Raw genomic sequence first — 26234 nt, forward strand, 5'->3', positions numbered from 1 at the left:
ATAGAAGGGGCCGTCACGTTAAAGTGGCGGCCTCATTTCTTTTATGGTGTGCAAAAAAAAACCGCAAATGCAACAAAGCATTTGCGGTTGGTTTATGACGGGAGATGGTTACTTGTCTTTCCCTTCCAGTACTACGGTAATCCGGTTCTCCATATCCTGTAAATGATACTTCGATACCCCGGTCTGCAAAGGAATCGCTTTGCGGATGTCACTACGCAACGCTACTAAATGCGCCCGCATGATGCTGGATACATCTGTGCCGGTAGGATCAGGATTTATATAATAGATAGTGCCATTACCATTGTTACGGCCCACAATTTCATTCACGGCTTTAAATGCCTTGAAGGAATTATCTATATATATTTTCTGCTGGTTACGGCGGTAAATGTCAATCGGCTTGTTGGTATACAGCTCTGTCCAGATACTGCGTTTCAGGTCTTCCAAAAACTCACTGGCCTTATAGTTTTTCCTGTTTTTATTCAGTTCTTCATACTTGATCAGCGTCAGCAAAGTACCTGAGCCCTGTAATTTCATCAGTACATTCGACTGTGCTACCGCGATGTGCACGAAGGGTTCTGTACCGGTGAGGGCGGTCAGTGTATCGTTGATCAGCCAGGTAGGCGTGGTGAAAAGATAGTCGTTCAGGAATTTCATGGCGTCTTTCTGGCGCTGGTATTCCACAGGTTCTATCTGAACACCGGGTTGTTCTATGCTTTTGAGCGTGCGGTAATCGCCGCCAATGCTTTTTAATACCTGTACTGTGTAGAGTTTGTATTGTTTGATTACTTCCTCATACATGTTTTTCAGCTTATCATAGCCTTCATTTGGTTCCCGGGTCCAGTCTTTCAGCTGTGGCAGGATACGCTGCAGGTTTTTGATACCGTATTTACCGGCCAATACCGCATCGTCGCCCAGATCTTCGCTCTGGTTGCGCGGATCGGAGAAACTGAATTCATTACCGAAATACAGGTGCTTATTTTTCGCCAGGCTGTCGATGATGAGTTTATTCAGATAAGGTACTTCCTCTTTGGCGCTTTTGAACTGCGGATACCATCTGTAACCCCATTCAATAGCCCAGGTATCGTATTCCCCGATTCTCGGGAAAATACCTTTCTGGGAGATATGATCTTCCGGTTGCGCTACATAGTTAAACCGTGCATAGTCCATGATAGAGGGCGTGTGGCCATGTGCTTCCACATATTGCTTGTCCCTCAGTTTTTCTACAGGTACTGTAGAACTGGAACCAAAGTTATGCATGAGGCCCAGGGTATGTCCTACTTCATGGGAAGACACAAAGCGGATGAGCTGTCCCATCAGTTCATCATCAAATTTCATTTTGCGGGCGGCAGGATCAATAGCACCGGCCTGGATCATGTACCAGTCGTGTACCAGCTGCATGATGTTGTGATACCAGTTGATATGCGATTCAATGATTTCGCCGCTGCGTGGATCATGTACATGCGGACCGCTGGCATTGGCTATCTGTGATGGTTTATAAACGATTACATTATGGCGTGCATCGTCGATGCTCCAGGTAGAATCATTTTCAGGAGCAGGCATGGCTTTGATGGCATTTTTAAAACCTGCCTGTTCAAATGCTTTCTGCCAGTCGTTTACGCCTGCAATGAGGTAAGGTACCCATTTCTTTGGGGTGGCCGGATCTATATAATAGATGATCGGCTTTTTAGGTTCTACCAGTTCACCGCGTTTATATTTTTCAATGTCTTCGTCTTTAGGTTCCAGTCTCCAGCGGGTAATCATGTATTGTGCTTTCACGCCCTGTGGATCTGCATCAAAATCTACGAAGCCCCTGGAAAAGAAACCTACGCGCGGATCTGCAAAGCGGGGCTGCATAGGTACTGCCGGAAGCAATACCATAGAGCTGTTCAGCTCATAGGTATCCGGGATGGTGGAAGCCGGTCCCTGGCCTGCTACCGGCAGATAGCTACGCAGGGTACGGATTTCGATGTTCTGCGGAAACGCTTTGATACCGGCGATGTAGGATTTGTCGGCTTGTACGGCCCCTATTTTCAGGACTGTTTTGGTCTGCGGACTGAAATAGAACACTTCATTATCGGTGTTCAGGTAATCTGTCACATCAATCACCGTGCTTTTCTGTTCCTTGTTATAGGCTTTTACGGGAAATGCAGCAGCAATGGGTTCCAGGTTGGAATTCAGTACGGAGCGGAATAATCCGTTCTCGGTAGAATCTGCAGAACGCTCATTGAAGCGCATTACTTTCATAAATACTTTATCATCCGGACCGGGTTCGAAGCGGATCACATTTTCGGCGATCTGGTCGCCGGCATATCCTGTCATCTGTGGTCTGGGACCTACAGCTGCTTTGGAGATGCGGTTCACCACCAGGATGGCCCGGTTGTACATGGAGTCGGGAATCTCAAAGTAATAGCGTCCGTTTAACTGATGTACCTTGAACATACCAGGAAAGGTCTTCGTTTTTGCCGTAATCACCTGTCCGTATGGTTTGATGGCGGAAGGAAGAGTGTCTGTTTTTTTGACAGATGAATCGGCAGGAAGTGCTTTTTGCGCCTGGGAAGTGCCCGTAATGCCCAGCAGTGCAACCAGGGCGATGTTTAATCTAAGCATAGTTATTGTAATATTTCTTCAAGTTTTTTAGTCAGTTGTGCGCCGCGTAAATCTTTCGCAATGATCTTTCCGCGTGGGTCTATCAGGAAGTTCTGCGGAATGGAGCGGATCATATACAATTCTGCTACTGCATTGTTCCAGTATTTCAGATCAGATACATGTTTCCAGGTAAGGCCATCGTGTGCAATGGCTTTCAGCCAGGCCGCTTTCTGGTCTGCCTGGTCCAGGGAAACGGAGAGGATATCAAAGTTTTTATCTTTAAAGCGGTGGTAGGCGGCTACCACTATCGGGTTTTCTTCCCGGCAGGGACCGCACCAGCTGGCCCAGAAGTCGAGCAATACATATTTACCTTTGTAGTCCTTCAGCTGTACCGGGTTACCGAGGGTATCCGGGGAGGAGAATGCCGGTGCGGTAGCGCCCAGGCGTACGGTCATAAAGCCGTCTATTGTTTTTTTCAGTTTGATGCCTTCTTCACTTTTCTGTACCGGTTTCTTCAATCCTTTAAACAGGCGCTCATAGATCGTGATGTCATCAGGAATAGGGCCAATGGCATCTTTCAAAGCTTCCACACTCACGATATAATCGGGATGTTGTTGTATAAAAGTGATTTCCTGTTTCTTCCTGATCAGTTTTAATCCGCGTACATCTTCCCGGTATTGTGCCAGCCCGATGGTATCATATTTTGCTTTGGCTTTTTGTGCGTCGTACCATGCCTGGTTACGATCGGCCACTTGCTGGTCAATGTCTTTCAGCGCGGTGGTCAGTTCCGCTTTTTGCCTGGAACGGATCAGTGTATCTGTCGGGCTGCTTTGCGCCAGGAGACTGCCTGTATACAAGGTGCAGGCCACTGCGAATAGTAAGGAGCTTTTCATGTTTGGTAGGTATTTATTTTTTGAAGAGACATGAGATCACCTGGCCACCGGCTAAAGTGGCTTTGGGGTGATCTCATATCGGAAATAATTTAGAAGACCCGGCTTCCCAGTCCTTGTTCTACGTAGGTCACATTGCTTACACGTCCATCGCCTTCGAAATTCGGTTTGGTAAGTGCATCAATGGTACCGGTAGAGCTGATTTTATGCAGCCATATTTTATAGCGTCCGTTTGCATAGGAGGCGATGGCCAGGTAGTCGGTGGTAACCGGTATGCCTGCTGTTGGCTGCGGATATTTGATATGCTGGATACAGGTAACTGTTTCTCCGGCAGGTAATGTTTCCTGTAATATTTCCTGGGTAGTAGCCACATCTGTCAGGTATATTTTGTTACCATTGGCATAGTAGATGTAATCCGCATCATAGTTACCACCTATGGCGCTGGCGTTCATCAGGCCATGCGTTGCGGGCAGGGTATCTTTGGCCATGATCAGGGGAGATGTAAACCCTGCGAGGTAACCATATTGTACGTTCAGTTTTACGAGTAATCCTTGTCCGCTTTGCATACGGAACAGGCCCAGTGCTATACTGCGCTGGCCGGCATATCCACTCAGCCAGAGCACACTGGCATTCATGTTTTTCAGGTCGTTTCCATTGGAGCCTAAGGCGGCGAAACTACTGCCGTTGAAACAGAAAACAGATTTTGAGTTTTCATCGAAACCAATATCCATGGCTCCTACTGCAGCAATCGCCGATACTTTGTAGGTGGAGGGTAAATCAGTGAACAAGGCACCTTTCGTCATGGAGTATGCTTTGTTGTCATTGATCAACCCGATGTTGTTGGATGCCATGGATTGAAATGCGTTCTGCAATTTCCGGGTGGCGGGTTTTGAAAAAAACATATCATCAAAGGAACGCACCATTTTGCCATTGTCGATCCGGTAAATAGCGGCATCTTTTTCGGAAAGAACCGTGAGCGTATTAAACAGATCGGTAGAGGTGATCGTCATTTTGAAAGAAGGCGTGAAGATGGCTTTTACCGCGTTTCCATCCAGATTTTTACCGCCGTTATTAAAGCTGATCCAGTTATCGATGCGTCCATCTTTATAAATAAAGTCAAAGTCTGTTTTACCTGCGTTGTCTTTCAGCAGGTACCAGCCGTTCATGTTAACGGTAGCTACAAACAGGTTCAGATTAATGAGTTTTATTACCCCGGTTTTTTTGTCTTTTACATTAAATACCAGGTAGTACGAGCCAGGAGCGAGTACCACGGGGTAGTTCAGAATTTTTGCGTTACTCAGCGTATCCGCCTTTGGAAGATTGCCCTGTACGAAGTTGGTAGAATAAGCGGTCCAGTAAAAGTCATAGTTACTTTCATTCTCTACCACCGGATTCATTTTTAAGGTATCCCGGCGGGTGAATATCGTGACGCTATCCTTTAATCCGCTTACCACTACCGGAGGAAGCGGATGATCGGCGTAGGTGCTGTTGTCTTTTTTGCAACTCATGGCCAGTGTCAACAGAAGGCCTGCCGCAATAATATATAACTGTTTCATGTTGGTCATAATTGATAAATGATCAGGGGAATGTTACCACAAGGGCGCCCGGAGCAGTTGTTTCACGTAAAGGTGCTTTTCCGCTGGCGATATTGGCCGGGTCAACGTTAAAATCCGCCAATGCCTGTTTCAGTACGGTGCGGTATTGTTGTGCCGCGCCAGAACTCAGTACTGCCTGGAACCATTCTTCGTCTATATTCGCTTTTAATACATCCACCATAAACTGGTGTTTGCCGGTGCTGTATTTTCCAAAAAGCGAAAAGGCAGAAGCAGAGGTGTTGTCTACTCTCCAGGAGTAAAAACGTTCCAGCCGGTCTGAGAATACAAGCGTTTTTGCCCTGGCATTTACTTCACCAAGTCCGAACTGATCGTTGGCGACGAGTTGCACCCGTAAACGATAGCTGTTGTTTTTCAGGCTGGTGTCGCGCAGCAATACTACCGGGATATTGGCAACGGCCTGGTGAGCTTTCACCACCATTAAAGACTGGATGGATTTATCTTTCAGGTCCAGGTAATGTACGCCGGCAACCGCTTTAAAAGGTCGTTCCTTTATCAGGGTATCGGTGATCTGGTTGGTCACCGGGTCGCGAACGTAGGTGTAATCGTATTCCGGCACCTGTGTCAGTTCCACGGTACGGTCATGATCTGCTACATCGCCGATGGTATTCACCTGGATATAAATCGTATCCCGGGTAATGGCAGGCGGTATGTACACAAAAGTGGCGCTCATGGTGGTGGTATCACTGAGCTGTACACGGGTAATATCGTTATATATCAGGAGATCCGCTTTTTTGCAACCGGCCGCCAATACCAGCAAAACAGCGATCGCGTATATGAATGTTTTCATCGTTGTCATTAGTTGTTATGGTAATTGATTTCACGATCGGGTTTCGGTACAATGTATCTGCCAACAGATCCGGTGTAGTAGGTGGCTGTCCAGTTGGCTGGTAAGGCCACTACGTTAAATCTTTTGTAGGTAAAGAAGGTTTGTCCCTCTGCATAGAACTCACGTACATATTCCCGGATCATTTTATTCTTACGGTCTGTTTCCCAGTTATTGGCATTGAATCCATTTACGAAGGGTATCCCTTTCTGGGCGCAGTAGATCCGATAGTATCCTTCGGCGGCTTCTTTTGTGGTAGCGCATTCCGTGAGGATCAGGTACATTTCGCTGAGGCGCAGTAAGGGGACCTGTTGTATCGGTGCATTAGCCCGTTGAATGAATTTCTTATACATCACATAGCTGGTGTTACCGGCAGAAGTTTTATAAGCCCACATTTCTTTCCACCTGATATCGGACGTTCTTTCCGCTACGGGGAAGAGGTTATTCAGGTAATAGAATCCATCCTGAACGTTGAAATCATTCCGCACCAGGCTGCCCTGTTCACCAAAACTGCTGTTTGCGATGTTATCCAGGGTATAGATGCTTAATGCCATCAGGTGTTCGGGCGACATGGTATTATCTCCCGCTACACGGTCGCTCTCCCTGCCCAGGCGGAAAGTAGGCATACCTAAACGGTCTTTGGCATCAATCACCATCTGTGCATACTTCGAAGCATTGGCTTTGTTCGCCGTATTCAACGGCGCCAGCCACAGGTATACACGGGCTTTCAGCGCCAGTACTGCGTAGTAATTCATACGGATTTGCCGGTACAGGTAGTAATTGTCTACTACCGACGGAGTGGAAGAATTACTGCCCGGGTTCAGTTCTGCGATGGAGTATTTTGTGATAGGATCGGTATCCTTCAGCAAGGCTTCTGCGGCGTCCAGGTCTGCCAGTATGGCTTGTGTAAACTCCGCATAAGGTACCGGCAGAATGATATCGTGGGACACTTCTTTTACATAAGGCAATATGGCCGCTGTGCCGGGATTATCAGGCATCGGGCCATACAGCCGTATGGCATCAAAATGAGAGAAAGCTCTTAGTGCCAGCGCTTCTCCTTTGATGAGCGCATAGTTATTGTCGGTGAAAACGGATTTATTAACGTCGATCTTCTCCAGGATGCTGTTCACATCTGCCACTACTTTATACATATCGGCATACGTGTTATCCAGCCATCCACGTGCGGTGGCGTCGGTATAAACGCCGTTGGCCAGGCCGGTGATACCGGTGTTGGTAGCTGATACCACGTCCCAGTTACGGGCCATATATTCGATATTGCTCCACATCATAGCGGCGCCATAGGTGTTGTTACTTTTCAGGTGAATGTAGGCACCTGTCAGCGCATCACGGAATCCTTTCTGGGTGCTGAACAGTTCATCTTTGGTGGTCTGGGCCTGCGGTTTCACATCCAGCCATTTGTTGCATCCGGTGAAGGTGATGGCGCTCAAAGCGATAGTTGCGATTATGATCTTCTTCATGTTGAGTTCAGATTAAAAGGTGGCAAACACGTTGATCGATACCTGCCGGGTGAACGGATAATCAAGGCCACGTTCCTGTTGAACGCTGGAGATGTAAAACAACTCCCCGGTGTTAGCACCTACTGTCAGCGATTTCATGCCGATATGCGACAGCCAGGCCCTGTTGAGTACATCGTAGGAAATATTCACGTTCTGACAGGTGAGGGTAGATTCATTCTGCACAAAGCGGGAAGAAGGATAGATCCTGGAAGTTTCATTGATACCACGGAAGAAGCTTTTATCGCCGGGTTGTTTCCAGCGGTCATAAAACACCCGTTCATCCACATTGAAAAGACGGTCGGCATTTTCGATTTTGTCGATCAGCGTCTGGTTGTACAACTGCCCACCAAAGCGGAATCCGAAGGAAGCGTTCAATGCCAGCCCACCATAGCGGAACAGGGTGCTGAAATTGCCACGGAATTTAGGTTGACCCAGGCCAACGGCTACACGGTCGGCCGAGTTCCAGGAATAGGTAACACCACCGTCTTTATTGAGGAATAATTCCTTCCCGGTGCTGGGATCGATACCCAGTGAACGTACGGCATAGATAGTATTCTGGGAAGCGCCTTCGCGGATAATTTTATTGGGAGAGTTGCTGGATACCACCGTCGCCAGTTTTTCATTGGCGGCTTTCATCGCCTGTGATAACTGTACGATCTGATCCTGGTTATGGGCAATGTTACCGGTAACAGACCAGGTGATCCGGCGCGCATTATTGCGGATGAGCATTACGCTGGCCATCATTTCCCAACCGGTTTGTTCCAGTTTGCCGATGTTTTCCACATAGCTGGTAAAGCCATTGGCATAAGGCAGTTCGAGCGAAGAAAGCAGGTTGGATGTTTTTTCCTTGTACACATCGGCCTGTAAGATCAGGCGGCCGTGAAACAATTCAGATTCCATTCCCAGGTTATATTTACCGGTTTTCTGCCATTGCAGGTCCTTGTTCCCGAGAGATGTTTGCGTAGCGCCTAACCAGTTTTTATAACGGTCGTTGGTGATATAGGTATAAGTGGCCAGTGGCTGATAGGCGGAAAACTGCTGGTTACCCGTAACCCCATAAGAGGCGCGCAGTTTCAGGCGATCTATAAAATGTAGGTTGTCTTTAACAAAGGATTCATAGTGCAGGTTCCATCCGGCGCCGGCAGACCAGAACGGAGCAAAACGTTTATTGGTGCCGAATTGGGACGCACCATCCAGGCGATAGGCCAGGTCTGCGAAGTAACGTTCATCATAAATATAGCTGAAGTTACCGACTACGCCTATCCTGCGGGTAGTAGCTTCGTTTCCGGAAGGGGAGCCACCAGCCTGGTATTGCAGCGCCATACCAATGAAGTTGATACTTTCATCCGGGAAACCTTCTGCCGCAAAGGAGTAGCTGCTGGTTTTATCTTCTGTTACTTCTACAGAAGCACCGGCAGCAATACCATGTACGCCATTGAATACATTGGAATAGGTAGAAGTAAGATTGGCAGTATAGTTAAAGGCCTTTCCGCTGCCATAGATATAGCTTCCTTTACGCAGCAGGTCTGCATCACTGTAGCCTGCAAAAGAAGAGTGGCTGGCAGGTTTGAAGTTGTCGGCCGTGCTGTTGTTGGTGGTTACACCCAGGCCGCCACGTAACAAAAGGTGATTCACTGGTGTCCATTCCAGCTGGAAGTTATTGGTGATCGCCGTATAAGCGTTGCGGTTAAAAGTATTCAGGGTGGCGTCGTACATCGGGTTGGGATAAGGATTACCGCTGTATTTGCTGGTTTGTGTCCAGTAGTCCCAGTTGTAGGGAGTGAAGCTTTGTACAATATGGCCCTGCGCATCGTACGGGCTCCAGTATGGATTCAGCTTTACATAATCACCAAAGGAACCCCAGGGTGATTCGTTGGCTTTCATGCTGGAAATCCGGAGACTGTTACGGAAGTTCAGTTTACCGAGGCGATAGGAGAGGTCTATGGAACCATTGATGGTTTCACGGCCGGAGCCTTTCATCACGCCGTTGATCTTATTATATTGTCCTTCCATCGAATAACGGAAGGCATTGTCGCCCCCTTCCAGACGGAGAGAATGGTTCTGGTCTATTTGTGTGCGCAACGGTTTGGCCATCCAGTCGGTATTTACGCCGCTTTCCACGAGATCCTTGATCTGGTTGTAGTACTGTTGCATGCCGATGTTCCGTTGTGCATCTTTCGTTGAACTCTGATAGTATCCGGAAATGCGTTCCAGTTCCAGTTTATCCCTGGCATTGAGCAGGTGATAGCTGCTGAGATCGGGCATACTGAGATTTAGGCCACCTCTGTAGGTGAGTCTTAATTTCCCGCCTACTGGTTCTTTGGTAGTGATCACAATTACACCATTGGCGCCGCGTGAACCATACAATGCAGTGGCAGAGCCATCTTTCAGCAGGGTTACGGAGGCGATCTCATTATTGTTAAGGTCCATCATCCTTTGCAGGGTGGTAGGAAATCCGTCCAGGATAATGAGGGGGGTATTGAGGGCAGCAGAAGTTTTATCCTGCAGCTGGTCTATATTGGGAAGGTTGCGGGTACCCCGGAGTTGCAGATCCGGTAAATGGTTGGGATCCGAACCAAAGCTGTTGTCGGGCACAATGTAGAAAGAGGGATCGATGTTCCCGATGGTCACAAAGATATTACGGCCCTGGAAGGCTTGCAGCTCTTTTGCGGTAATCACCTTGGCGGCGCCGGTATAGCTTTCTTTGGATTTGTTGAAGATACCTGTTACCACTACGTTGTTGATCGTGGAAATAGTAGCCGCCATGGAGATGTTTACTGTTTTAGTATCATTCTTAATAAAAACAGTGGCAGGGCGGTATCCGATGTAGGTAATGATCAGTACATCGCCGGGTGCAGCGTCTATCTGAAAATGTCCGTTTGCATCGGAAGATACGCTCTTCTGTTTGCCCCGGATCAGGATAGTGGCGCCGGGCATGGGAGCGCCGCTGGCGCTATCGGTTACCCGGCCGGAAATGGCCTGGAAGGCGGCGGCTTGTCCTACCGTGAGGGTAAGTGGCGCTACCGGTTTGGGAGAAAGCACAATTGTTTTTGTGTTTTCTTTCATCTCCAGTTTGAACGGCTGGTCTTTCACTACCAGTTCCAGCAGGTCGTTCAACGGCATACTTTTTACTTCCAGGGAAACCGGTTTCGCATTGGCGAGGATGTCCTGGTTATAGAAAGTAACATAGCCGGTTTGTTGCCTGATGTCCTGGAGGATCTTTTTTACCGCTAAATTTTTGCCGGACAGCGTGACTGTTTGCGCTGTAACGGCTGCCTGCACCTGAATAAGTGCAGTGGTCAGTAGTACAATTGTCAGTTTCATTGCAAGCACAATTGATGCTGTGTGGCTACGACGGGTTCGCGTGTTGAACCGTACCATCGTAAACAGCGTTTTGGTTGATGCCCCTTGTGCCGGTCGCTGTTTTAAAGGCACAGCAATAACATACGGCTCGGGATAAGCTGTAAAATCCATAACTTACGTTTGGTTTGGGTTGATAAAATAAGTGGTTGTTCCTCGAACGAAAATTGTTTATTGGGTTCAGCCCGGCCATTCACCGGAGGTGTTGCAAGCGCCTTCGGTTTTTTTATGGGCTATCCCCTTACGGCTGTCATGTCATCATGAATTATCTGGTTTTATCGACTTATATTTTGGCACAGTGAATAATAAGCGCTGTCGGATCGGGGCATTATGGCATGACAACCAATTTGCGGCCTTGTTCCAGCTTGAAATGCACATTTGATTCTTCCAGGATCTGTAAAACGTCCTGGAGTGTATTCTGTTTGTTGATCTCCCCACCGAAACGGATAGGGGGTATACCTTTTGCGTAAGTTACTTCTATGTCGTACCAACGTTCCAGTTCTCTCATTACTTCCGGGAGACTGGCATCATCAAACTTGAACAGTCCATTTTTCCACGCCATTACCTGTTCAGGATCCGCTTCATGCGCGGGTTCCATTTTTTCTTTAGATGGCGTGATGCTCACCTGCTGGCCGGGTTTCAGCGTTTGCGATTGCTGGTACGCATGGAGGCGTACCACCCCTTCCAGCAAGGTGGTTTTTATCGTTGACTCGTTTTTATACGAGTTGATATTAAAGCTGGTGCCCAGTACTTCCACTTCTGTAGTATTTCCTACCGCTACTTTAAAGGGCATCGCGGCATTTTTTGCGATCTCGAAATAAGCTTCTCCTTCCAGTGTTACCCGGCGATCTTTCCCGGTAAAGGCAGTGGGGTACCGGAGCGCGCTGGCGGCATTGAGCCATACTTTGCTGCCATCAGGCAGTAATACCTTGAACTGGCGGCCCCTGGGCGTGCTGATCGTGTTATAGACCATTTCTTCCCCGGAACTGCTGATGGGACCATAGGCCAGCTGACCATTTTGTAAAGAAACCGGAACGCCCTGCTGATTGGCAATAACGCCATTTCCCATGCTGTCCAGTACTACCCTGGAACCATCTGCCAGTGTTAATACAGCGCCATCTCGCCCGGGGGCAATGGTTTCCGCAGATGATGCGTGTGCCAGTGATGGCTCCCGGTGTTGCCGGAGCGTCCAGAGATAAGCGCCGGTACCGAGTAAGAGCAGGCCGGCAGCAGCATAGCGTACAAAACGGCGTCTTAGAAAATGAACCCGTGTATGGATGGGAGGGGTGAGCTGATGTACCCGGTGCATGCCCAGTAATTTTTTCTCTTCCCGGTTCTTTTCAATGGCATACCATTTTTTCAGCATGTCCTGCACAGCGGCAGACATTTCCAACCGGTCCAGCAGCGCTTTGTTGTCGGAAGATCGTTCCTGCCACTCCTGCAACAACAGCAATTCCTCCGCTGAGAGCGGCTCTCCGGCCAGCAGTTTATGCAGCAGCGGAGCTACCGGATCCAGTAATGCCATGTTGATATCGTGAAAATCTTCCGAAGCCATGCAAGCTATTTTCAATAAAACAACTGAGGAAAAGGAAGCGTGACAGATTTCTCAAAAAAATAATACAGACAGTAAAAGTTCGCTGAAACCTTTTCTGAGCAACTCATTTTTAAGTTCTTTGATAGCCCGTCCTTTTCGTTGACGCAGGTTTTCCATGCTGATGCCCAGTTTTTCTGCCGCTTCTGCGGAAGAAAGATCTTCTATATAAAGCAACTCCACTACCTCGCGGTAGGAGGCTGGTAACCGGGCAATTTCCTGGTGAACAAGCCGCATCAGATCGGATTCTACGATCAGTGCTTCCATTCTTGAATCTACCAATACGTCCGTTCCGGAAAGGGTGCTTTCGCTGCGTTCCCTTACCCGCAAGTGTTTCAGGTAGTTCAGACTGGCATTTCTGACAAGCGTGAAAAGATAGCTTTTCAATTTGCCTGTTGTTTCGAAATGAGTGGGCAGCTGCCACAGCTTCACCAGGGAATCCACGGCGATATCCTCGGCCTGTTGCTGGTCCGGAATGATACTGAGGGAAAAATAAACGAGAGAATTATAATAAGTGTCGTGCAGGTAAGGATATATGGTGGCATCACCTTCCGCTATGCGCGTCAGCAATTCTTTCTCCTCGTATGGTAAACTGGATTGCAAATTCGATTTAGTATTGACCCCTTACGGGTACAAACATAGAATAAAAACATTATTGAGAGGAGAAAAATTGGGGGAGATAATAAAAAAAGGATGATTTTAAGCAGGAAATAATGTAACTGGGAGGAGGAGGTACTGATAAATAATTTTCTTATTTTAAAGACAGATTTCTCCTCTTAAACCGCAAAGTGGAAAGTATTCCCTTTAATTTTAATATTTATCCCCCGGATTTTTTTTCCAGGACATAAGGGTTTATGGTAACTGAAGTGTATCATCAATATATTGTAGTCAATAACCGTAACGCTGGCTGAAAATTGGATGTACAAAAAGTCTTAAAAGAAGGTGAATCCCGGAACGCGGGTGTAGTTGTGCAGTACTTTAACGCTTACTTTGAAGTGTTACACGCTTATGCGTATACCATATTAAGGGATAACGACGAGGCTAAAGACGCAGTACAGGCGGTTTTTCTTAAATTATGGGAGAAAAGAGAGGAGTTGCAGGAAGAGCAATCGGTAAAATCCTACCTGTATACGTCAGTTTATCATCAATGTTTGAACATAGTCCGGCATGGGAAAATAAAGCAGAAATATATTGAGCAAAGTGATGTCACCGCCCATGAACCAGGTAATGACCTGACCAGCAAAGAGAGAAGCCTGCAGATATTAAGGGAAATTGATAAGCTGCCGGATCAATGCAAACTCATTTTTTCCAAAAGCCGGTTTGAGGGTATGAAATATGCTGAAATAGCTGCGGAACTGGGATTGTCTGTTAAAACAATTGAGGCACAGATAGGAAAGGCATTAAGAATTCTACGGAAGAAGCTCTTCAGCATATTCATCTTCATTGTCTGGTAACCGGGAAGTCGGTGGTAACTTTATTTTTTTTATCTAAACATAACTATGGTTAGTAATTTTATACAACAATGAGTATCAGAAGCCATATTCCAGTTGATATTGAGCTGTTGGGCAAATATTTGTCGGGCGAAGCTTCTCCGGAGGAAGCGATAGCTATCGACAACTGGGTTGCTGATGATGCAGAAAACCGGCGGTTGTTCGGTGAAGTAACAGCCATATGGGAGCGCAGCACTCCCGGAACAGGTCACCAGCTGCCTGATAAAAAGCAGGCATTACTGGAACTGCAAGGTTTGTTGGAACAAAGTAAGCGGGAGAAGAATGTTCCTGTCAGGAAAATATTCCCCTATAAAAGTATAGTAGCAGCCATCGGATTGCTGTTGCTGGCCTCAGGTATGTTGTATTTTTTCTTTTATCAGGAAAAAACACCTTCATCAGCATCAGATGTAGTGAAACAGACCGCAACAGCTATTTCCCGTGATACGCTTCCTGATGGTACGGTAACAGTACTGAACAGCTATTCACAACTGAAATATTCCCCTGATTTTGGTAAGAAGAACAGGGAACTTGTACTCAATGGGGAGGCCTGGTTTGACGTGGTACCTGACCCGCAACGGGCATTCGTGATCCATATAGGGGATATCCATATCAAAGTATTGGGTACTGCTTTCAATGTGATGCGGGATTCTGCTAAAATTGTGGCGATCGTGAAAAGCGGGACTATCCTGATGTACCGGGGAGGAGACAACATTACTGTTAAGGCTGGCCAGAAAGGGGAATACCTCTTCAATAGCCGGCATTTTTTTGTATCTGATACAGCAGATATGAACAACATGAGTTATGCCACCCGTATTTTCAGTTTTGAGAATACCTCACTCGGCGAAATGGTAGCTGTACTGGAAAAGGCATACAGCACAAAAATTATCATTGAGAATAAAAAGTTGGAAAACTGTACAATGAGTAGCTCATTTGATAACAGACCGCTGCAATATATTTTAGATGTTATCTCAATTACTTTAAATGTGCAATGGAGAAAGGAACACGATACCATATACATCAATGGTATGGCGTGTGATTAACAAGTGGACAATAACCGGTTTGATGATAATGCTCCTGGCATCGCATCTGCCATCAAATGCACAGAACGGAGAAGTGAACCTGAAAAGGAAGATCAGCATACCTGCTGGTAATATTCGTTTTGATTCCCTGCTTCACCTGATTCGCAGGCAAACGGGTATAAAATTTTCCGTGAACACACGTAAATATCCGCCGTCCCGTATGATTCCTATCGGCAAAAGGACGTTGCCATTGGAAGATTTACTGGAAGTTATTCATAGCAGATCCGGCATCTACTATACGGTGCTGGGCGCACATATCATTTTCGTGGATACACCTCCGCAACAGGCGAATGCTGTGCATCGTTCGCAGGCCCCCGTAACAGTTGGGAAAGCTCCCGTCAGCATAATGTCTGCAAAAAAAGGAAAGGCCCCGGTAATAAAGCCCCCGGAATCAAAACAACCTGTAGTAAAGCCCCCGCAAGTAAAACGACCGGTTAAATCACCGTCGTTGTTAACCATGGAAGCGTTGCCGCCTGCATCACCGCAGATGGCTGTTGTTGTTACGGGGCTGGAACACGTATCTTTTATCTCGTATAAAAAAAATCTTACTGCGGGTGATAGCATTCCTTTAGTCACGCTTTCTTCTGATAGTATCCGTGTAGATAAAGCCCCGCAAACAGGTACCTCTTTAATCCGCTCTGCCTGGGAAGGAATTACTTCCATCCGTTTACCAGCTTTGGGCTACAATGAACAGAAAAGAACTGGTCGTCGCGCTGTATTCAATCCGGAAATAAAACCTGGTATCACGGCAGATGAAACATTTTATATGAACCCCATTATTCAGGCAGGATGGCCATTTCTCTATGGTATTGTTTCCTGGAGCAGCAATTTTAAAGTTGCAGGTTTGCGCTATGGAGGAGGAGTGTCGGCCAGAATAGCAGATAACTGGCGGCTACACCTCGCGGTGACAACCGGTAAACTGGAAAAATCATATGATACTTCGGGTTTTATCATCCAGGGTAAAAGCACCCTTAACAGGGTGGCATTGAGAGCGGAGAAGCCATTGAATGAAAAATGGTGTTTGCAGTTTGGTGTTGCCTACGCTATGCTTCGTACTGCCTATTATCAGAATGGTACGCTCACCCCTCCGTTTATCAGCGAAAATGAAGTGAAAAGAGAAGTGAATCCAATAAACCCTATTTATACCATTGGGGGCCGTTATACGCAGGATGGCGCCGTGCATCACCAGACCTGGATCGGATTTCAGATAGGTATATTTTACCGGATCAATTTTTCCAGGCACAATAAGGGATTTTAAATTATTAAGTGTAGTAGTCATGCATTACTGTATTACTCACCTCACAACACTTAATAATGTTTGCACTACTAAAAACGGCAGAAAGAACCAACAATACTTCATTTAGTAATAACTATGTTTTCCAGCGTCATGTATTTGCATACAGATATTCACATCACTTAAAACTCGTAGGGGAGCAGGTACTGGAAGTAGGTTGCGGCGAAGGCTATGGCATAGCGCTGCTTTCACCTTATACGGAACAATATATTGCAGTGGATAAAAAGAGACCTGAGATTCACAACTTTAGTGATAAGGCAGCTTTCATGCAGTGCCGGCTGCCGGATTTATCAGGATTCGGTGATGAGTTGTTCGATACGGTGATTTGCTTTCAGGTAATCGAACATATCAGAGAAGATCACCAGCTGCTTACTGAAATTAAAAGAGTGCTGAAACCGGGAGGGAAATTATTGCTGACAACTCCCAACAGGTTAATGTCATTAACGAGAAATCCGTTTCATATAAGGGAATATAAACCCCTGGAGATGTGTACCCTCATGGCAGCACATTTTAATGACTTTACAGTGCAGGGAATTTATGGTAATGATCTTATAATGGATTATTACAGGGAGAATAAAAAGAGCATAGCTGCTTTTATGAAATACGATTTTCTTAACCTTCAATATAACCTGCCTGGTTACCTGCTGAGAATTCCCTATACTTTATTGAACAACCTGAACAGACTGTTGCTATTGAGGAAAATGGAAGACCTGACAACTGGGTTCAGCTTCCGGGATTTTTATCTACAATCCCTGCAGGATGATTGCCTGGATTATTTTGTGATGGCTGTTAAGCAATAAAACTGTGTTTTAAAGAAATGTCACCTTCGACAGCTCAGCACCCATTCCTTTGAGTTCGGCGTAGGTCAGTTTATCCATGATGGCGCCGTCAAAGCAGATGGTTTTAATGGCACGGTAGTATTTGTTGGTTAACGCATATGTTGGGCGGAAAGAAACATTCTTAAGGGTGGCGCCATTGAACGTAGCTTCGTTCAGCGCTGCCTTGTCAAATTTTACACCAATAAAGGTTTGCCCGTCAAGGCATACATTACGCAGATCGGAATACTTAAAATCTACACCTTTGAAGATACATTTTTCGAAAACAGTTTTCCTGAGATCAGTTTTGTTCAACTTTACATCAACCAGTTCAGCTGCTATAAATTTTGCACCGGCCAGTCCTGATGCAGTGAACACCGTGCGAACGAACACCGTTTTGTTAAAGCTGACATCTGTAAGGTCATTGGCCGACAGGGTGCAATCTGTCAGATTCGCTTTATCGAAATGGGCCTCACGGATATCACTACCCGTAAATGAACTGCCGGTTAAATCTGCCCCGGCAAAGTCTGAGCCGCGTAGTGCGCTTCCATTAAACTTCCTGTTATGCGCCGTAACCCCCGCAAAGTCACTTTTTGTCAAATTGCCACCGCTGAAGTTCGTCAGTAATTCCCGTTCGGGACGGGTGAAAACTTCCGCTGCCGTTTGCTCGTCGTTGTCGCCGGCTATGTTTGAAGGTAATTCCTTATCTGTCGACAGGAAATTTTCTGAAAAATAATTAAGGTCAACACCAAAAATCTCCGCGAGTCGGTTTATAGTAACAATGTCAGGGATCGATTCTCCACGTTCCCATTTTCCAACCGCCTGTGGGCTGATAAATAAAAGCCCGGCGAGTTGCGCCTGGGACATATTTTTGTCCTTGCGCGCTTTGGCTATTTTATGGCCGATCATTTTAGTATCCATAACTGCTGTTTTTTGATGTAGTAAAGTTACTCCTAATCACTCCGGAAATCGGCAAAAAGGACGCTCTTTAAAGTGGTGATGCTGCTACTTCAGGTGGTATCTGACAACCGCCAGTTGTTTTCCGTATATTTTTTAGGTAAATGCAGACAGAACCTGCTAACTTTCGGGCATTGAATATCCTTGTATATGAAATGGATTACCCGTGAACGGCCAAAAATTGATAGAATTGCCTGTCCATGGCTGATAAAACGCTTTATTGATCCGGCAGCAGAAATTATCTATGTGCCGTTCCCCGATGTCATTACGCAGGCGGAACGCTTATCCGCCATTCCTTTTGATATCCCGGGTGTGGAGTATACACACTATCAGGGCCAATGTACATTTGACTATTTCCTCAAAAAGCATCAATTAGAAGATGCAGCCCTTGATCGTATCGCCGCAATCGTAAGAGGCGCAGATACAGATCGCCACGATTTTGCACCACAATCAGCCGGTCTGGAAGCCATATTTTCCGGGTTGGCGCATAATATCAGAGATGACCAGGAATTACTGAATTTTGGTGTCGTTATCTACGACGGACTGTATAGCTGGGCAAAAGATTTATACCATCTGAAACATACCCAGGCCGGTCCGGCAGAGCAAATGTTGTTGGAGCTGTTCAATAAGTACATCAATAAAAAAGGAACCCAGACCACTCCTGGTTGGGTAAAGGAATTGAAAGCACTCATCCAGGACCAGATTGATACCAACCTTAGTTTAACATTAAAAGATCTCTCAAAGGACCTGGATATTAACCCATCGTATATATCAAGAGAGTTTTCCAGGTACTTTGATAACCTTTCCTATGGCGACTACATCAGGAAACTAAGAATTGAACGCTCCATTGAGCTGCTGAAATCCTCCGGTTATTCCCTGACGGAAATAGCCTATCTCACCGGGTTTTCCGATCAAAGCCATTTTACCCGGATCTTTAAGCAACAAACAGGAAAAACACCCTCCGCGTACAAAAAAGAATGCTCCAAAAGTAAAAACGATTCCAAAAGTTAATTCTGTTCTATTTCCGGAAATACGAAGATGATAGTATTGTATAATGGTATATCAGCCATTACATGCCGTCTTCTGTATGAAAAAAATTATCACCATCTTCTTTGCTGTGATCAGTTTTGGGATGAAAACAATATCTGCTCAAACAGCTACTGTAACGTATCCCCGTATTACCGGCTATGCTGGTATCCTGCATCCGGTGGTCACCTTTGGAAATGATGGTGCGCACACCAATTTTGATGGCGCCTATGTTGGAGGGTTACCAACAGGCATCAATATATGGAAAAGTCAGAAAATAGGTTTCTCAATGGAAATCGTTCCTTTCATCCGCGTGGCAGATGGAACCAGCAAAATGAATCACCTGTTGTTCCATCCGGGAGTACTGGTGTCGTTAGGACACGGTTTCACACTGGCCAACAGACTGGCATTTGAAACATCAGGGAGATATGGTATTACACCGGTACTCAATAAGGTCATTAAAAAAGGAAAGGATTGCAGCTACTTTGTAGCGGTTCCTGTACCAGCCAGGTTTGGAAACGATCAGCCTTCCACTGTCGGGATAGGTTTTCAATTTGGTATCAGCTTTTAATACTTCCTGTATGAATAGCACTGGCGCAAACTATAGTCTTCGTGAACTGATCCTGTATTTTTTAAAACTGGGTTCATTGGGATTTGGCGGCCCGGTGGCGCTGGCCGGTTATATGCACCGCGACCTGGTTGAAAAAAGGGGCTGGATCAGTGAAGCCGATTATAAGGAAGGACTGGCATTAGCCCAGCTTGCTCCCGGTCCGCTGGCCGCACAATTGGGTATATATATCGGATATGTACATTACCGTATCCTGGGAGCAACATTGGCGGGTATCGCGTTTGTATTACCCTCTTTTATGATTGTTGTTACGTTGGGATTCATTTATACCAAGTGGCAGGGCATTCCCTTTATGCAGGCTGTATTTTATGGTGTGGGTGCTGCTGTTATCGGGATAATCGCCATGAGTGCGTATAAGTTAACCCGTAAATCAATTGGTACAGATAAGTGGCTGGCCGGCATTTATCTCACTACAGCTGCATACACGGTCTGGAAAGAGGATGAAAATATATTATTGTTTCTGGGAGCAGGAATACTTTACTGGTGGTTAAAATCACCCCGAAAGAAAATGAGCCTGAAACAGCCATCTGCCGATCTCCTCAAATCATTTTCCTTTCCGATACTGGTTAACCTGTCCGGTATTACAGGCGGAAGTACGTTGTGGCAGCTACTGCTGTACTTTACGAAAGCAGGCGCGCTCGTGTTTGGCAGCGGCCTGGCCATCGTTCCATTTTTATACGGAGGAGTGGTAAAGGAACATGCCTGGTTAAATGAGCAGCAGTTTATGGATGCAGTGGCAGTAGCGATGATCACACCCGGACCGGTGGTAATCACAGTGGCATTTATCGGATTTTTGATAGCAGGTTTTGCCGGCGCATGTCTGGCAGCATTGGGCACCTTCTTTCCCTCATATATCTTTACCGTTTTACCAGCACCCTACTTCAGGAAGTACGGGAAACATCCCGGCATCAAGGTTTTTGTGGATGGCGTTACAGCTGCTGCTGTCGGAGCTATATCCGGCGCCGTGGTCGTATTGGGCAAAAGATCCCTGGTAGATGTTTACACGATTGTGCTGGCAGTCATTACAGTGATCGTGCTGCTGCGATTTAAGAAACTGCCGGAATCACTTATCATATTGGCGGCGGCAGGTATCGGGCTTTTAGTGAAGTGTTTATAGAGAAATTAGTATGTTTGAGGCAGAGCTATACCTCCCGTTACGCTAAACGGGAGGTATTAAACGATTTTATCAATGAGTCCTAACAGCGATCATAGTCATGTTCTTTCTGCCGGAGAGTTTGAAAGGCTGTTTCGCCATAACCATCAGTTTCTGTGTGTGATTGCCGCCAGGATCATCAAAGATGATGTTGTAGCAAAGGATCTTGTACAGGATTTCTTTATTAAGTACTGGGAAAACAGGCATCATCTCCATGTGGCTTCTTTTGAGGCTTATGCTTACCGTGCGGTGAATAATAGTTGTATCGATTATTTAAGGCGGCAGGAGGTGTCACAGAAGCGCCATGCCGGACTGGAAACAGACGTTTATACTTTGCAGCCATCCGACGAGATGCCGGCAGAAGATAAACGCCTGAACCGGTTGTTGCAGTTATTCAACCAGCTTCCGCCCGAACGACGCCGTGTTTTTGAACTGCATGTACAGGAAGGGCTGACTTACAGGGAAATTGCCCTTCAACTGAATATTTCCGTTAATACCGTGAAAACCCAGCTACGCCGGGCCTATACTGCGTTAAGGGGAAAAATAATTTCACTTCTGGTGTTGCTCTGGATACTTTTTTTAATTTTTTTTTGAAACCTGTCACCCTTTTACGCAGGTAATGCGTCAATGATATAAGTATGGATCAGCACAATGATATCGACTGGCATAAGTTGCTGGACGCCCTCGAAGAAAAAGAGGCCGTGCAGGGTACGTTGTCTGTAGAAGAAACGCAGTTGCTCGGTGAATTACGGGCAATCAGGTCCGAATCAGCAGCATTGCTGCAGGATGTCCGTTCGTACGATACAGACGGAGAGTGGAAGTTGATCCGCGCAACGATGCAGATAGAAAGTAACCGGTATAAAAATACCTGGAAATATGTGACTGCGGCCGCGGCAGTGCTGCTGCTGGGCATCGCGGTATCCTGGTGGATGAAACCACCGCCTGCACCGGTACCTCAACCCGTAGCAGATATCGCTCCTGGCCGTACCGGGGCTACGCTGACATTACCCAATGGGAAAAGCATTCATTTGTCTGACCAGCCCGATGGAGAAATAAACCGGTCTGCCGGAGTAGTGATCAAAAAAGGAAAGGATGGGGAACTGGTTTATAGCTATAATACAGCTGCAGGAGAAACCGCTAAAGGAATAAATGTTCTTTCTACAGCCAGGAGAGAATCCTACCGGCTACAGTTGCCCGACGGTACCAATATCTGGCTCAATGCGGCTACCACACTGAAATATGATCCTTCTGCAAGAGAAGGGGGCATACAGGAAATATCACTGGAAGGAGAAGCCTATTTCGAGGTGGCGCCACACCCGGGCCGTCCTTTTGTGGTACAAACGGCTACGCACAAGTTGGAGGTACTGGGTACCCGCTTTAATATCAGCAGTTATAAAAATGAACAAAGTGCCCGGACAACCTTGCTAGACGGCGCCGTGAAAATATCTCACCAGGCCGATAGCCGTGTGCTGAAACCAGGGCAGCAGGCAATAGTAACAGCAAGTGGTATTGTCAGTGTAAAGGAAACAGATGTAACACAGGCTGCTGCCTGGAAAAATAATCAACTGGTGTTTGATGGAGAACAGATAGAAGATATCATGAAAATGATTGAACGATGGTACGACGTAGAAGTCGTTTATGCCGGTGAGAAACCCCGGGATAAGTTTATTGGTGGTGTATCCCGGCTGGATAGCGTATCGCAGGTACTCAAGGTGCTTGAAACCACCGGAGGCGCTCATTTTAAAATGGAAGGAAGAAGGATTGTTGTGACGAAGTAATGCTTTGTTCTCACGTTTTTATCATAAACAGCAGCATGCCAGACCACCGGGATGAAGTGCACACTTCCCGGGAATCAATTGTTGAATATCAAATATCAACCATTAATCTGCAATGCCTGCAGAATTGCTTAGCAGGTATCTTGCATTAAAAACAGACCAAGAAAAAATGCATCAGAATCATGTCGATGTACCCTCTCAGCAGAGGCGTACCGGGTGCTTTTTGCCTGTCGTAAAACGATATATCCTGAGCCTGGTATTTATACTGGCAGGTACAGGGATCGTTTCTGCACAAAAGATCATCCTGAACAGCACCAACGCTTCCCTTGCCGTTGTATTGAAAGATATCCGTTCGCAAAGCGGGTATAATTTTGTGATCACCGAATCATTGCTGCAAAAGGCAAAACCGGTATCTATAAAGGTGAAGGACAAAGAGGTGCTGGAAGTATTGAAGATGATCTTCCGTGATCAGCCATTGAGCTTTACCGTCAACAACAAAACAGTGGCCATAGGGCCGAAAGAAGGAAAGGAAGTCACGCCGGAAGCAGCTACCATACCGGTAAAAGGCATGGTGCTTTCAGATGAACAATTGCCATTGCCAGGCGCCTCTGTTAAAGTAAAGGGAACCAGCGGCATGGCCACCACAGATCAGCAGGGGCAGTTCCTGATCCCGGAGGTAGATGAACAGGCGGTACTGGTTGTTTCATTTGTCGGATATGCTACCCGGGAATTAAAGGTCCGGGAGGATATGGGTAATATCATGCTATCTAAACAAACGGCTACGCTGGGTGAAGTGAAAGTATTTAATACCGGTTACGTGAAGATCTCCGGCGAAAGGGCCACAGGCGCCTATTCCTTTATTTCAGGGCGACAGCTGGACAATAAGCTGAATCCCAACGTGGCCGCCATCATGGAAGGACAGGTCGCCGGATTGACTATTTCTCCCGCCGGGGCGATTGAGATCCGTGGTGTATCTACTTTCCTGGCAGAAAGAGCGCCGCTTATCGTAGTGGATGGTTTTCCTGTTACCGGTGGATTGGAAAGTATCAACATTGATAATATTGAAAGTATTACCGTACTCAAAGATGCGGTAGCTGCCTCCATTTACGGCGCCCGTTCTTCCAATGGTGTGATCGTGGTAACCACCAAACAGGCGAAAAGTGGTTTGCTGCATGTACAGTTTAATACTTCGCTGGGGTGGCAGCAACGTCCGGATCTGTCCTACCTGCGCCTGACCGGGGCCTCAGACTACCTGGATGTGGAAGCCGAGCTTTATAACCGCAATAAAACAACAGCCCTGAACACTTACAACCGCTATGGCCGCCTGCCATTGGGTACTTACCTCATGCTCGCGAAAGATCAGGGTTTTATCAATCCGGCCGAAGCAGATCAGCAACTGGCCCAGCTAAAGGAAAACGGCGGACAGGCGCAGCTACAGCATTATCTTTTCCGCAACCAGTTTACACAACAATACAACCTTTCTGTTTCCGGTGGTAGCGAAAAGGTGCTCACTTCTATGTCTGCAAGATATATCGGAGATCGTGGAAACGCTTTGTATACGAAAGACAGCCGGGTTATACTCGATTTCAGTAATCAATGGAAACCTGCAAAGGGCGTAACGCTTCGTGTATTATCCAATATCAATTACAATACGGTGCAGGCGCCGCTTACGCCTGTATCAGAACTGATTCAGTATAGTACCACTTCCTTGCTGCATCCTTACGACCTGGTAGTAAATCCTGCAACAGGTCGCTACCAGGATATTTTTGCAGAAAATCCGATGAAAATCCGCGACTATGCGAAAATTTCAGGGCTGAAACTGATGACCTACAACCCGCTGCAGGACCTCGCTTTGTCCGAAAGCCAGCAACGCAATTTGCAATTGCGGCTTTCCGGTAATCTGAACATCCGGCTGGCGGATGGCATCAGCATCGATGGCGGCGGCTCCTGGACACGCGGAAATATATTGATCCGGGAAATATCAGGCGCAGATGCTTTTAATATGAGAGTGAATTACAACGATCAGACTTCTGTTTCCAATCCGTCCAAACACTATTTCCCGGATGGCAGTATGCTGAATGAATCCAGGAATATCAACCAGTCCTATACCTTGCGTGGGCAGCTCAACTTTGATAAAACATACCAGCGACACAGTATCCTGGCGATAGGAGGAGCAGAAGTAAACAGGCTGACGGTCGACAACAATACTTATCCTACACGTTTCGGGTATAACGACCAGAGTGGCACCTTTGCCATCTTTAACTATGCCGATTACAACGGGGGACTGTACATTCCCGATATGCTCAATCCCAGTCTGACTAACGCCAATATCGGATCTATTACCTATGGCGATAACCGGTTTGTTTCCTGGTATGGTAATGCTTCCTACGAGTTCGACAAGCGTTACCTGTTATCAGGAAGTGCGCGTCTGGATCTGACCAATTTCTTTGGCACCAATCCCGACTTCCGTTACAAACCGATATGGTCTATTGGAGGTACTTATAAAATATCGAATGAAAGCTATTTTAAAGCTGCCTTTATTGACAAATTATACGTGAGGGGATCGTATGGTATTAATGGGAATATAGATCTTAATTCCGGGCCTTTCCTGATTATTGCGCCAGGAAGCGCTTTTTCCAACCTGACAGGCGCGATCCCTTACCGGATTACTTCTCCTCCAAACAACTCCCTGCGTTGGGAAAAAACCACCACTACTAATCTGGGCGCAGATGTATCCCTGCTGAAATCCCGTTTGAACCTGACGGTTGATTATTATCTCAGGAAAAGTGATCTGTTACTGGCCAGTGATGCCATCGATCCCACTACAGGGTATTCCAGTATCAGACGAAACGTTGGAAGTATCAATAACACAGGGGTGGAAGTATCGTTGCAGGCCAATGCCATCCGGTCGGAAGGCTTTACCTGGAGTATCCTCGGTACATTCAGTTACAATAAGGGAAAAATTATTGATTACAATTTCAATTACACGTTTCCGACTTTGCTGACCGGAGATCCGGTTAACCGCGAAGGGTATCCTGCCGACGCATTGTTTAGTAACCGTTTTGCTGGTATCAGCAATGCCGGTAGTCCGCAGTTCTATACCCAGAAAGATGCAAAAGTTGCCGGCAGCAGTGTAAGTATAGCCGACCTCGCCTATAGTGGAACTACAAGAGCACCTTTCGCTTTCGGACTCACCAATTCCTTTAACTACAGGCAATTCGGACTTTCTTTCCTGCTTGTTGCGAAAACGGGCAACGTAATGCGGGTGCCTGGTTTTTACGGAAATAACTATCAGCAACAGGATGTAAGGCTGCGTTGGCGCAAGCCGGGAGATGAGTTGACCAGTCCTTATCCTAAACTGGGCAGCACCAATAACGATCCCGATTATTTCTCTGATTCAGATTTCTTTATCCGGAACGCATCATTCGTAAAACTCCGCGATGTATCATTTTCTTACAATATCGACAGGAAATATATCAGGAAGACAGGGCTTTCCAATGCAGGCCTGTATTTCCAGGCCAGGAATATAGCGATGATCACAGCCAATAAGGAACGCTTTGATCCCGAAGCGGGAACATTCAAGGTACCTGCTACTTATTATGTAGGACTGAAAGCAGATTTCTAAACCTAACAG

19 protein-coding genes are annotated in these 26234 nt (G+C 46.5%); 10 read left to right on the forward strand and 9 right to left on the reverse strand.

What is annotated here, in order from left to right:
* Positions 1–108 precede the first annotated feature (108 nt).
* From BMW79_RS12500 to BMW79_RS12535, 8 genes are all read right to left on the reverse strand, one after another.
* The gene (locus BMW79_RS12500) at positions 109–2607 is read right to left on the reverse strand and encodes a zinc-dependent metalloprotease (RefSeq protein WP_089895162.1); all 2499 of its coding nucleotides are present in this window, start codon (positions 2605–2607) and stop codon (positions 109–111) included.
* Between the two features lie 2 nt (positions 2608–2609).
* A complete protein-coding gene (locus BMW79_RS12505; protein ID WP_089895164.1) occupies positions 2610–3479 on the reverse strand; it encodes a peroxiredoxin family protein in 870 nt (289 codons plus the stop codon).
* An 89-nt stretch (positions 3480–3568) separates the two neighbouring features.
* Complete coding sequence (locus BMW79_RS12510; RefSeq protein ID WP_177192143.1) at positions 3569–5032, reverse strand: PKD-like family lipoprotein; 1464 nt, start codon at positions 5030–5032, stop codon at positions 3569–3571.
* Between the two features lie 22 nt (positions 5033–5054).
* Positions 5055–5879, reverse strand: coding sequence for a DUF4843 domain-containing protein (locus tag BMW79_RS12515; RefSeq protein WP_089895168.1), 825 nt, complete (start codon positions 5877–5879; stop codon positions 5055–5057).
* Positions 5880–5887: 8 nt separating this feature from the next.
* Positions 5888–7393 (reverse strand): RagB/SusD family nutrient uptake outer membrane protein, encoded by a 1506-nt coding sequence (locus BMW79_RS12520; RefSeq protein WP_089895170.1) that lies wholly within the window; start codon positions 7391–7393, stop codon positions 5888–5890.
* Positions 7394–7405: 12 nt separating this feature from the next.
* Complete coding sequence (locus BMW79_RS12525) at positions 7406–10756, reverse strand: SusC/RagA family TonB-linked outer membrane protein (protein ID WP_245752474.1); 3351 nt, start codon at positions 10754–10756, stop codon at positions 7406–7408.
* Between the two features lie 364 nt (positions 10757–11120).
* The gene (locus BMW79_RS12530; RefSeq protein ID WP_089895174.1) at positions 11121–12347 is read right to left on the reverse strand and encodes a FecR family protein; all 1227 of its coding nucleotides are present in this window, start codon (positions 12345–12347) and stop codon (positions 11121–11123) included.
* Between the two features lie 51 nt (positions 12348–12398).
* Positions 12399–12986 (reverse strand): RNA polymerase sigma factor, encoded by a 588-nt coding sequence (locus BMW79_RS12535; protein ID WP_089895177.1) that lies wholly within the window; start codon positions 12984–12986, stop codon positions 12399–12401.
* A 311-nt stretch (positions 12987–13297) separates the two neighbouring features.
* Between BMW79_RS12535 and BMW79_RS12540 the strand changes: the two genes are divergently transcribed.
* The 4 genes from BMW79_RS12540 to BMW79_RS12555 all read left to right on the forward strand — a co-directional run bounded on the left by BMW79_RS12540 (position 13298) and on the right by BMW79_RS12555 (position 17046).
* A complete protein-coding gene (locus tag BMW79_RS12540) occupies positions 13298–13837 on the forward strand; it encodes an RNA polymerase sigma-70 factor (protein ID WP_089895179.1) in 540 nt (179 codons plus the stop codon).
* A 68-nt stretch (positions 13838–13905) separates the two neighbouring features.
* On the forward strand, positions 13906–14913 hold the full coding sequence (locus BMW79_RS12545) for a FecR domain-containing protein (RefSeq protein WP_089895180.1): 1008 nt from the start codon (positions 13906–13908) through the stop codon (positions 14911–14913).
* 22 nt (positions 14914–14935) lie between these two features.
* Positions 14936–16210 carry a hypothetical protein gene (locus BMW79_RS12550; protein WP_089895182.1) on the forward strand — a complete coding sequence of 425 codons (1275 nt, stop codon included), beginning with the start codon at positions 14936–14938 and terminating at the stop codon, positions 16208–16210.
* 56 nt (positions 16211–16266) lie between these two features.
* Positions 16267–17046, forward strand: a complete 780-nt coding sequence (locus BMW79_RS12555; protein WP_089895185.1) for a class I SAM-dependent methyltransferase — start codon at positions 16267–16269, stop codon at positions 17044–17046.
* 9 nt (positions 17047–17055) lie between these two features.
* Here the strand turns inward: BMW79_RS12555 and BMW79_RS12560 are convergent, their stop codons facing one another.
* A complete protein-coding gene (locus BMW79_RS12560; RefSeq protein ID WP_089895187.1) occupies positions 17056–17982 on the reverse strand; it encodes a pentapeptide repeat-containing protein in 927 nt (308 codons plus the stop codon).
* Positions 17983–18168: 186 nt separating this feature from the next.
* Between BMW79_RS12560 and BMW79_RS12565 the strand changes: the two genes are divergently transcribed.
* The 6 genes from BMW79_RS12565 to BMW79_RS12590 all read left to right on the forward strand — a co-directional run bounded on the left by BMW79_RS12565 (position 18169) and on the right by BMW79_RS12590 (position 26225).
* Entirely contained in the window at positions 18169–19029 is an 861-nt protein-coding gene (locus BMW79_RS12565; protein WP_089895189.1) for a chromate resistance protein ChrB domain-containing protein, read from the forward strand.
* A gap of 76 nt (positions 19030–19105) precedes the next feature.
* Complete coding sequence (locus tag BMW79_RS12570) at positions 19106–19615, forward strand: hypothetical protein (RefSeq protein ID WP_089896877.1); 510 nt, start codon at positions 19106–19108, stop codon at positions 19613–19615.
* Positions 19616–19625: 10 nt separating this feature from the next.
* On the forward strand, positions 19626–20789 hold the full coding sequence (locus tag BMW79_RS12575; protein ID WP_089895191.1) for a chromate transporter: 1164 nt from the start codon (positions 19626–19628) through the stop codon (positions 20787–20789).
* A gap of 72 nt (positions 20790–20861) precedes the next feature.
* On the forward strand, positions 20862–21419 hold the full coding sequence (locus BMW79_RS12580; RefSeq protein WP_089895194.1) for an RNA polymerase sigma-70 factor: 558 nt from the start codon (positions 20862–20864) through the stop codon (positions 21417–21419).
* 44 nt (positions 21420–21463) lie between these two features.
* Positions 21464–22603 carry a FecR family protein gene (locus BMW79_RS12585; protein WP_089895196.1) on the forward strand — a complete coding sequence of 380 codons (1140 nt, stop codon included), beginning with the start codon at positions 21464–21466 and terminating at the stop codon, positions 22601–22603.
* Between the two features lie 166 nt (positions 22604–22769).
* A complete protein-coding gene (locus tag BMW79_RS12590; protein ID WP_177192144.1) occupies positions 22770–26225 on the forward strand; it encodes a SusC/RagA family TonB-linked outer membrane protein in 3456 nt (1151 codons plus the stop codon).
* The last annotated feature ends 9 nt before the right edge of the window (positions 26226–26234 follow it).

This window comes from Chitinophaga arvensicola (assembly GCF_900110835.1).
Lineage (GTDB): Bacteria > Bacteroidota > Bacteroidia > Chitinophagales > Chitinophagaceae > Chitinophaga > Chitinophaga arvensicola.

Coding starts and splice junctions, on each gene's coding strand:
- BMW79_RS12500 (WP_089895162.1), bottom strand. CDS start 2,607: ATGCTTAGATTAAACATCGCCCTGGTTGCACTGCTGGGCATTACGGGC.
- BMW79_RS12505 (WP_089895164.1), bottom strand. CDS start 3,479: ATGAAAAGCTCCTTACTATTCGCAGTGGCCTGCACCTTGTATACAGGC.
- BMW79_RS12510 (WP_177192143.1), bottom strand. CDS start 5,032: ATGAAACAGTTATATATTATTGCGGCAGGCCTTCTGTTGACACTGGCC.
- BMW79_RS12515 (WP_089895168.1), bottom strand. CDS start 5,879: ATGAAAACATTCATATACGCGATCGCTGTTTTGCTGGTATTGGCGGCC.
- BMW79_RS12520 (WP_089895170.1), bottom strand. CDS start 7,393: ATGAAGAAGATCATAATCGCAACTATCGCTTTGAGCGCCATCACCTTC.
- BMW79_RS12525 (WP_245752474.1), bottom strand. CDS start 10,756: ATGAAACTGACAATTGTACTACTGACCACTGCACTTATTCAGGTGCAG.
- BMW79_RS12530 (WP_089895174.1), bottom strand. CDS start 12,347: ATGGCTTCGGAAGATTTTCACGATATCAACATGGCATTACTGGATCCG.
- BMW79_RS12545 (WP_089895180.1), top strand. CDS start 13,906: ATGAGTATCAGAAGCCATATTCCAGTTGATATTGAGCTGTTGGGCAAA.
- BMW79_RS12550 (WP_089895182.1), top strand. CDS start 14,936: ATGATAATGCTCCTGGCATCGCATCTGCCATCAAATGCACAGAACGGA.
- BMW79_RS12555 (WP_089895185.1), top strand. CDS start 16,267: ATGTTTGCACTACTAAAAACGGCAGAAAGAACCAACAATACTTCATTT.
- BMW79_RS12560 (WP_089895187.1), bottom strand. CDS start 17,982: ATGGATACTAAAATGATCGGCCATAAAATAGCCAAAGCGCGCAAGGAC.
- BMW79_RS12565 (WP_089895189.1), top strand. CDS start 18,169: ATGAAATGGATTACCCGTGAACGGCCAAAAATTGATAGAATTGCCTGT.
- BMW79_RS12570 (WP_089896877.1), top strand. CDS start 19,106: ATGAAAAAAATTATCACCATCTTCTTTGCTGTGATCAGTTTTGGGATG.
- BMW79_RS12575 (WP_089895191.1), top strand. CDS start 19,626: ATGAATAGCACTGGCGCAAACTATAGTCTTCGTGAACTGATCCTGTAT.
- BMW79_RS12580 (WP_089895194.1), top strand. CDS start 20,862: ATGAGTCCTAACAGCGATCATAGTCATGTTCTTTCTGCCGGAGAGTTT.
- BMW79_RS12585 (WP_089895196.1), top strand. CDS start 21,464: ATGGATCAGCACAATGATATCGACTGGCATAAGTTGCTGGACGCCCTC.
- BMW79_RS12590 (WP_177192144.1), top strand. CDS start 22,770: ATGCATCAGAATCATGTCGATGTACCCTCTCAGCAGAGGCGTACCGGG.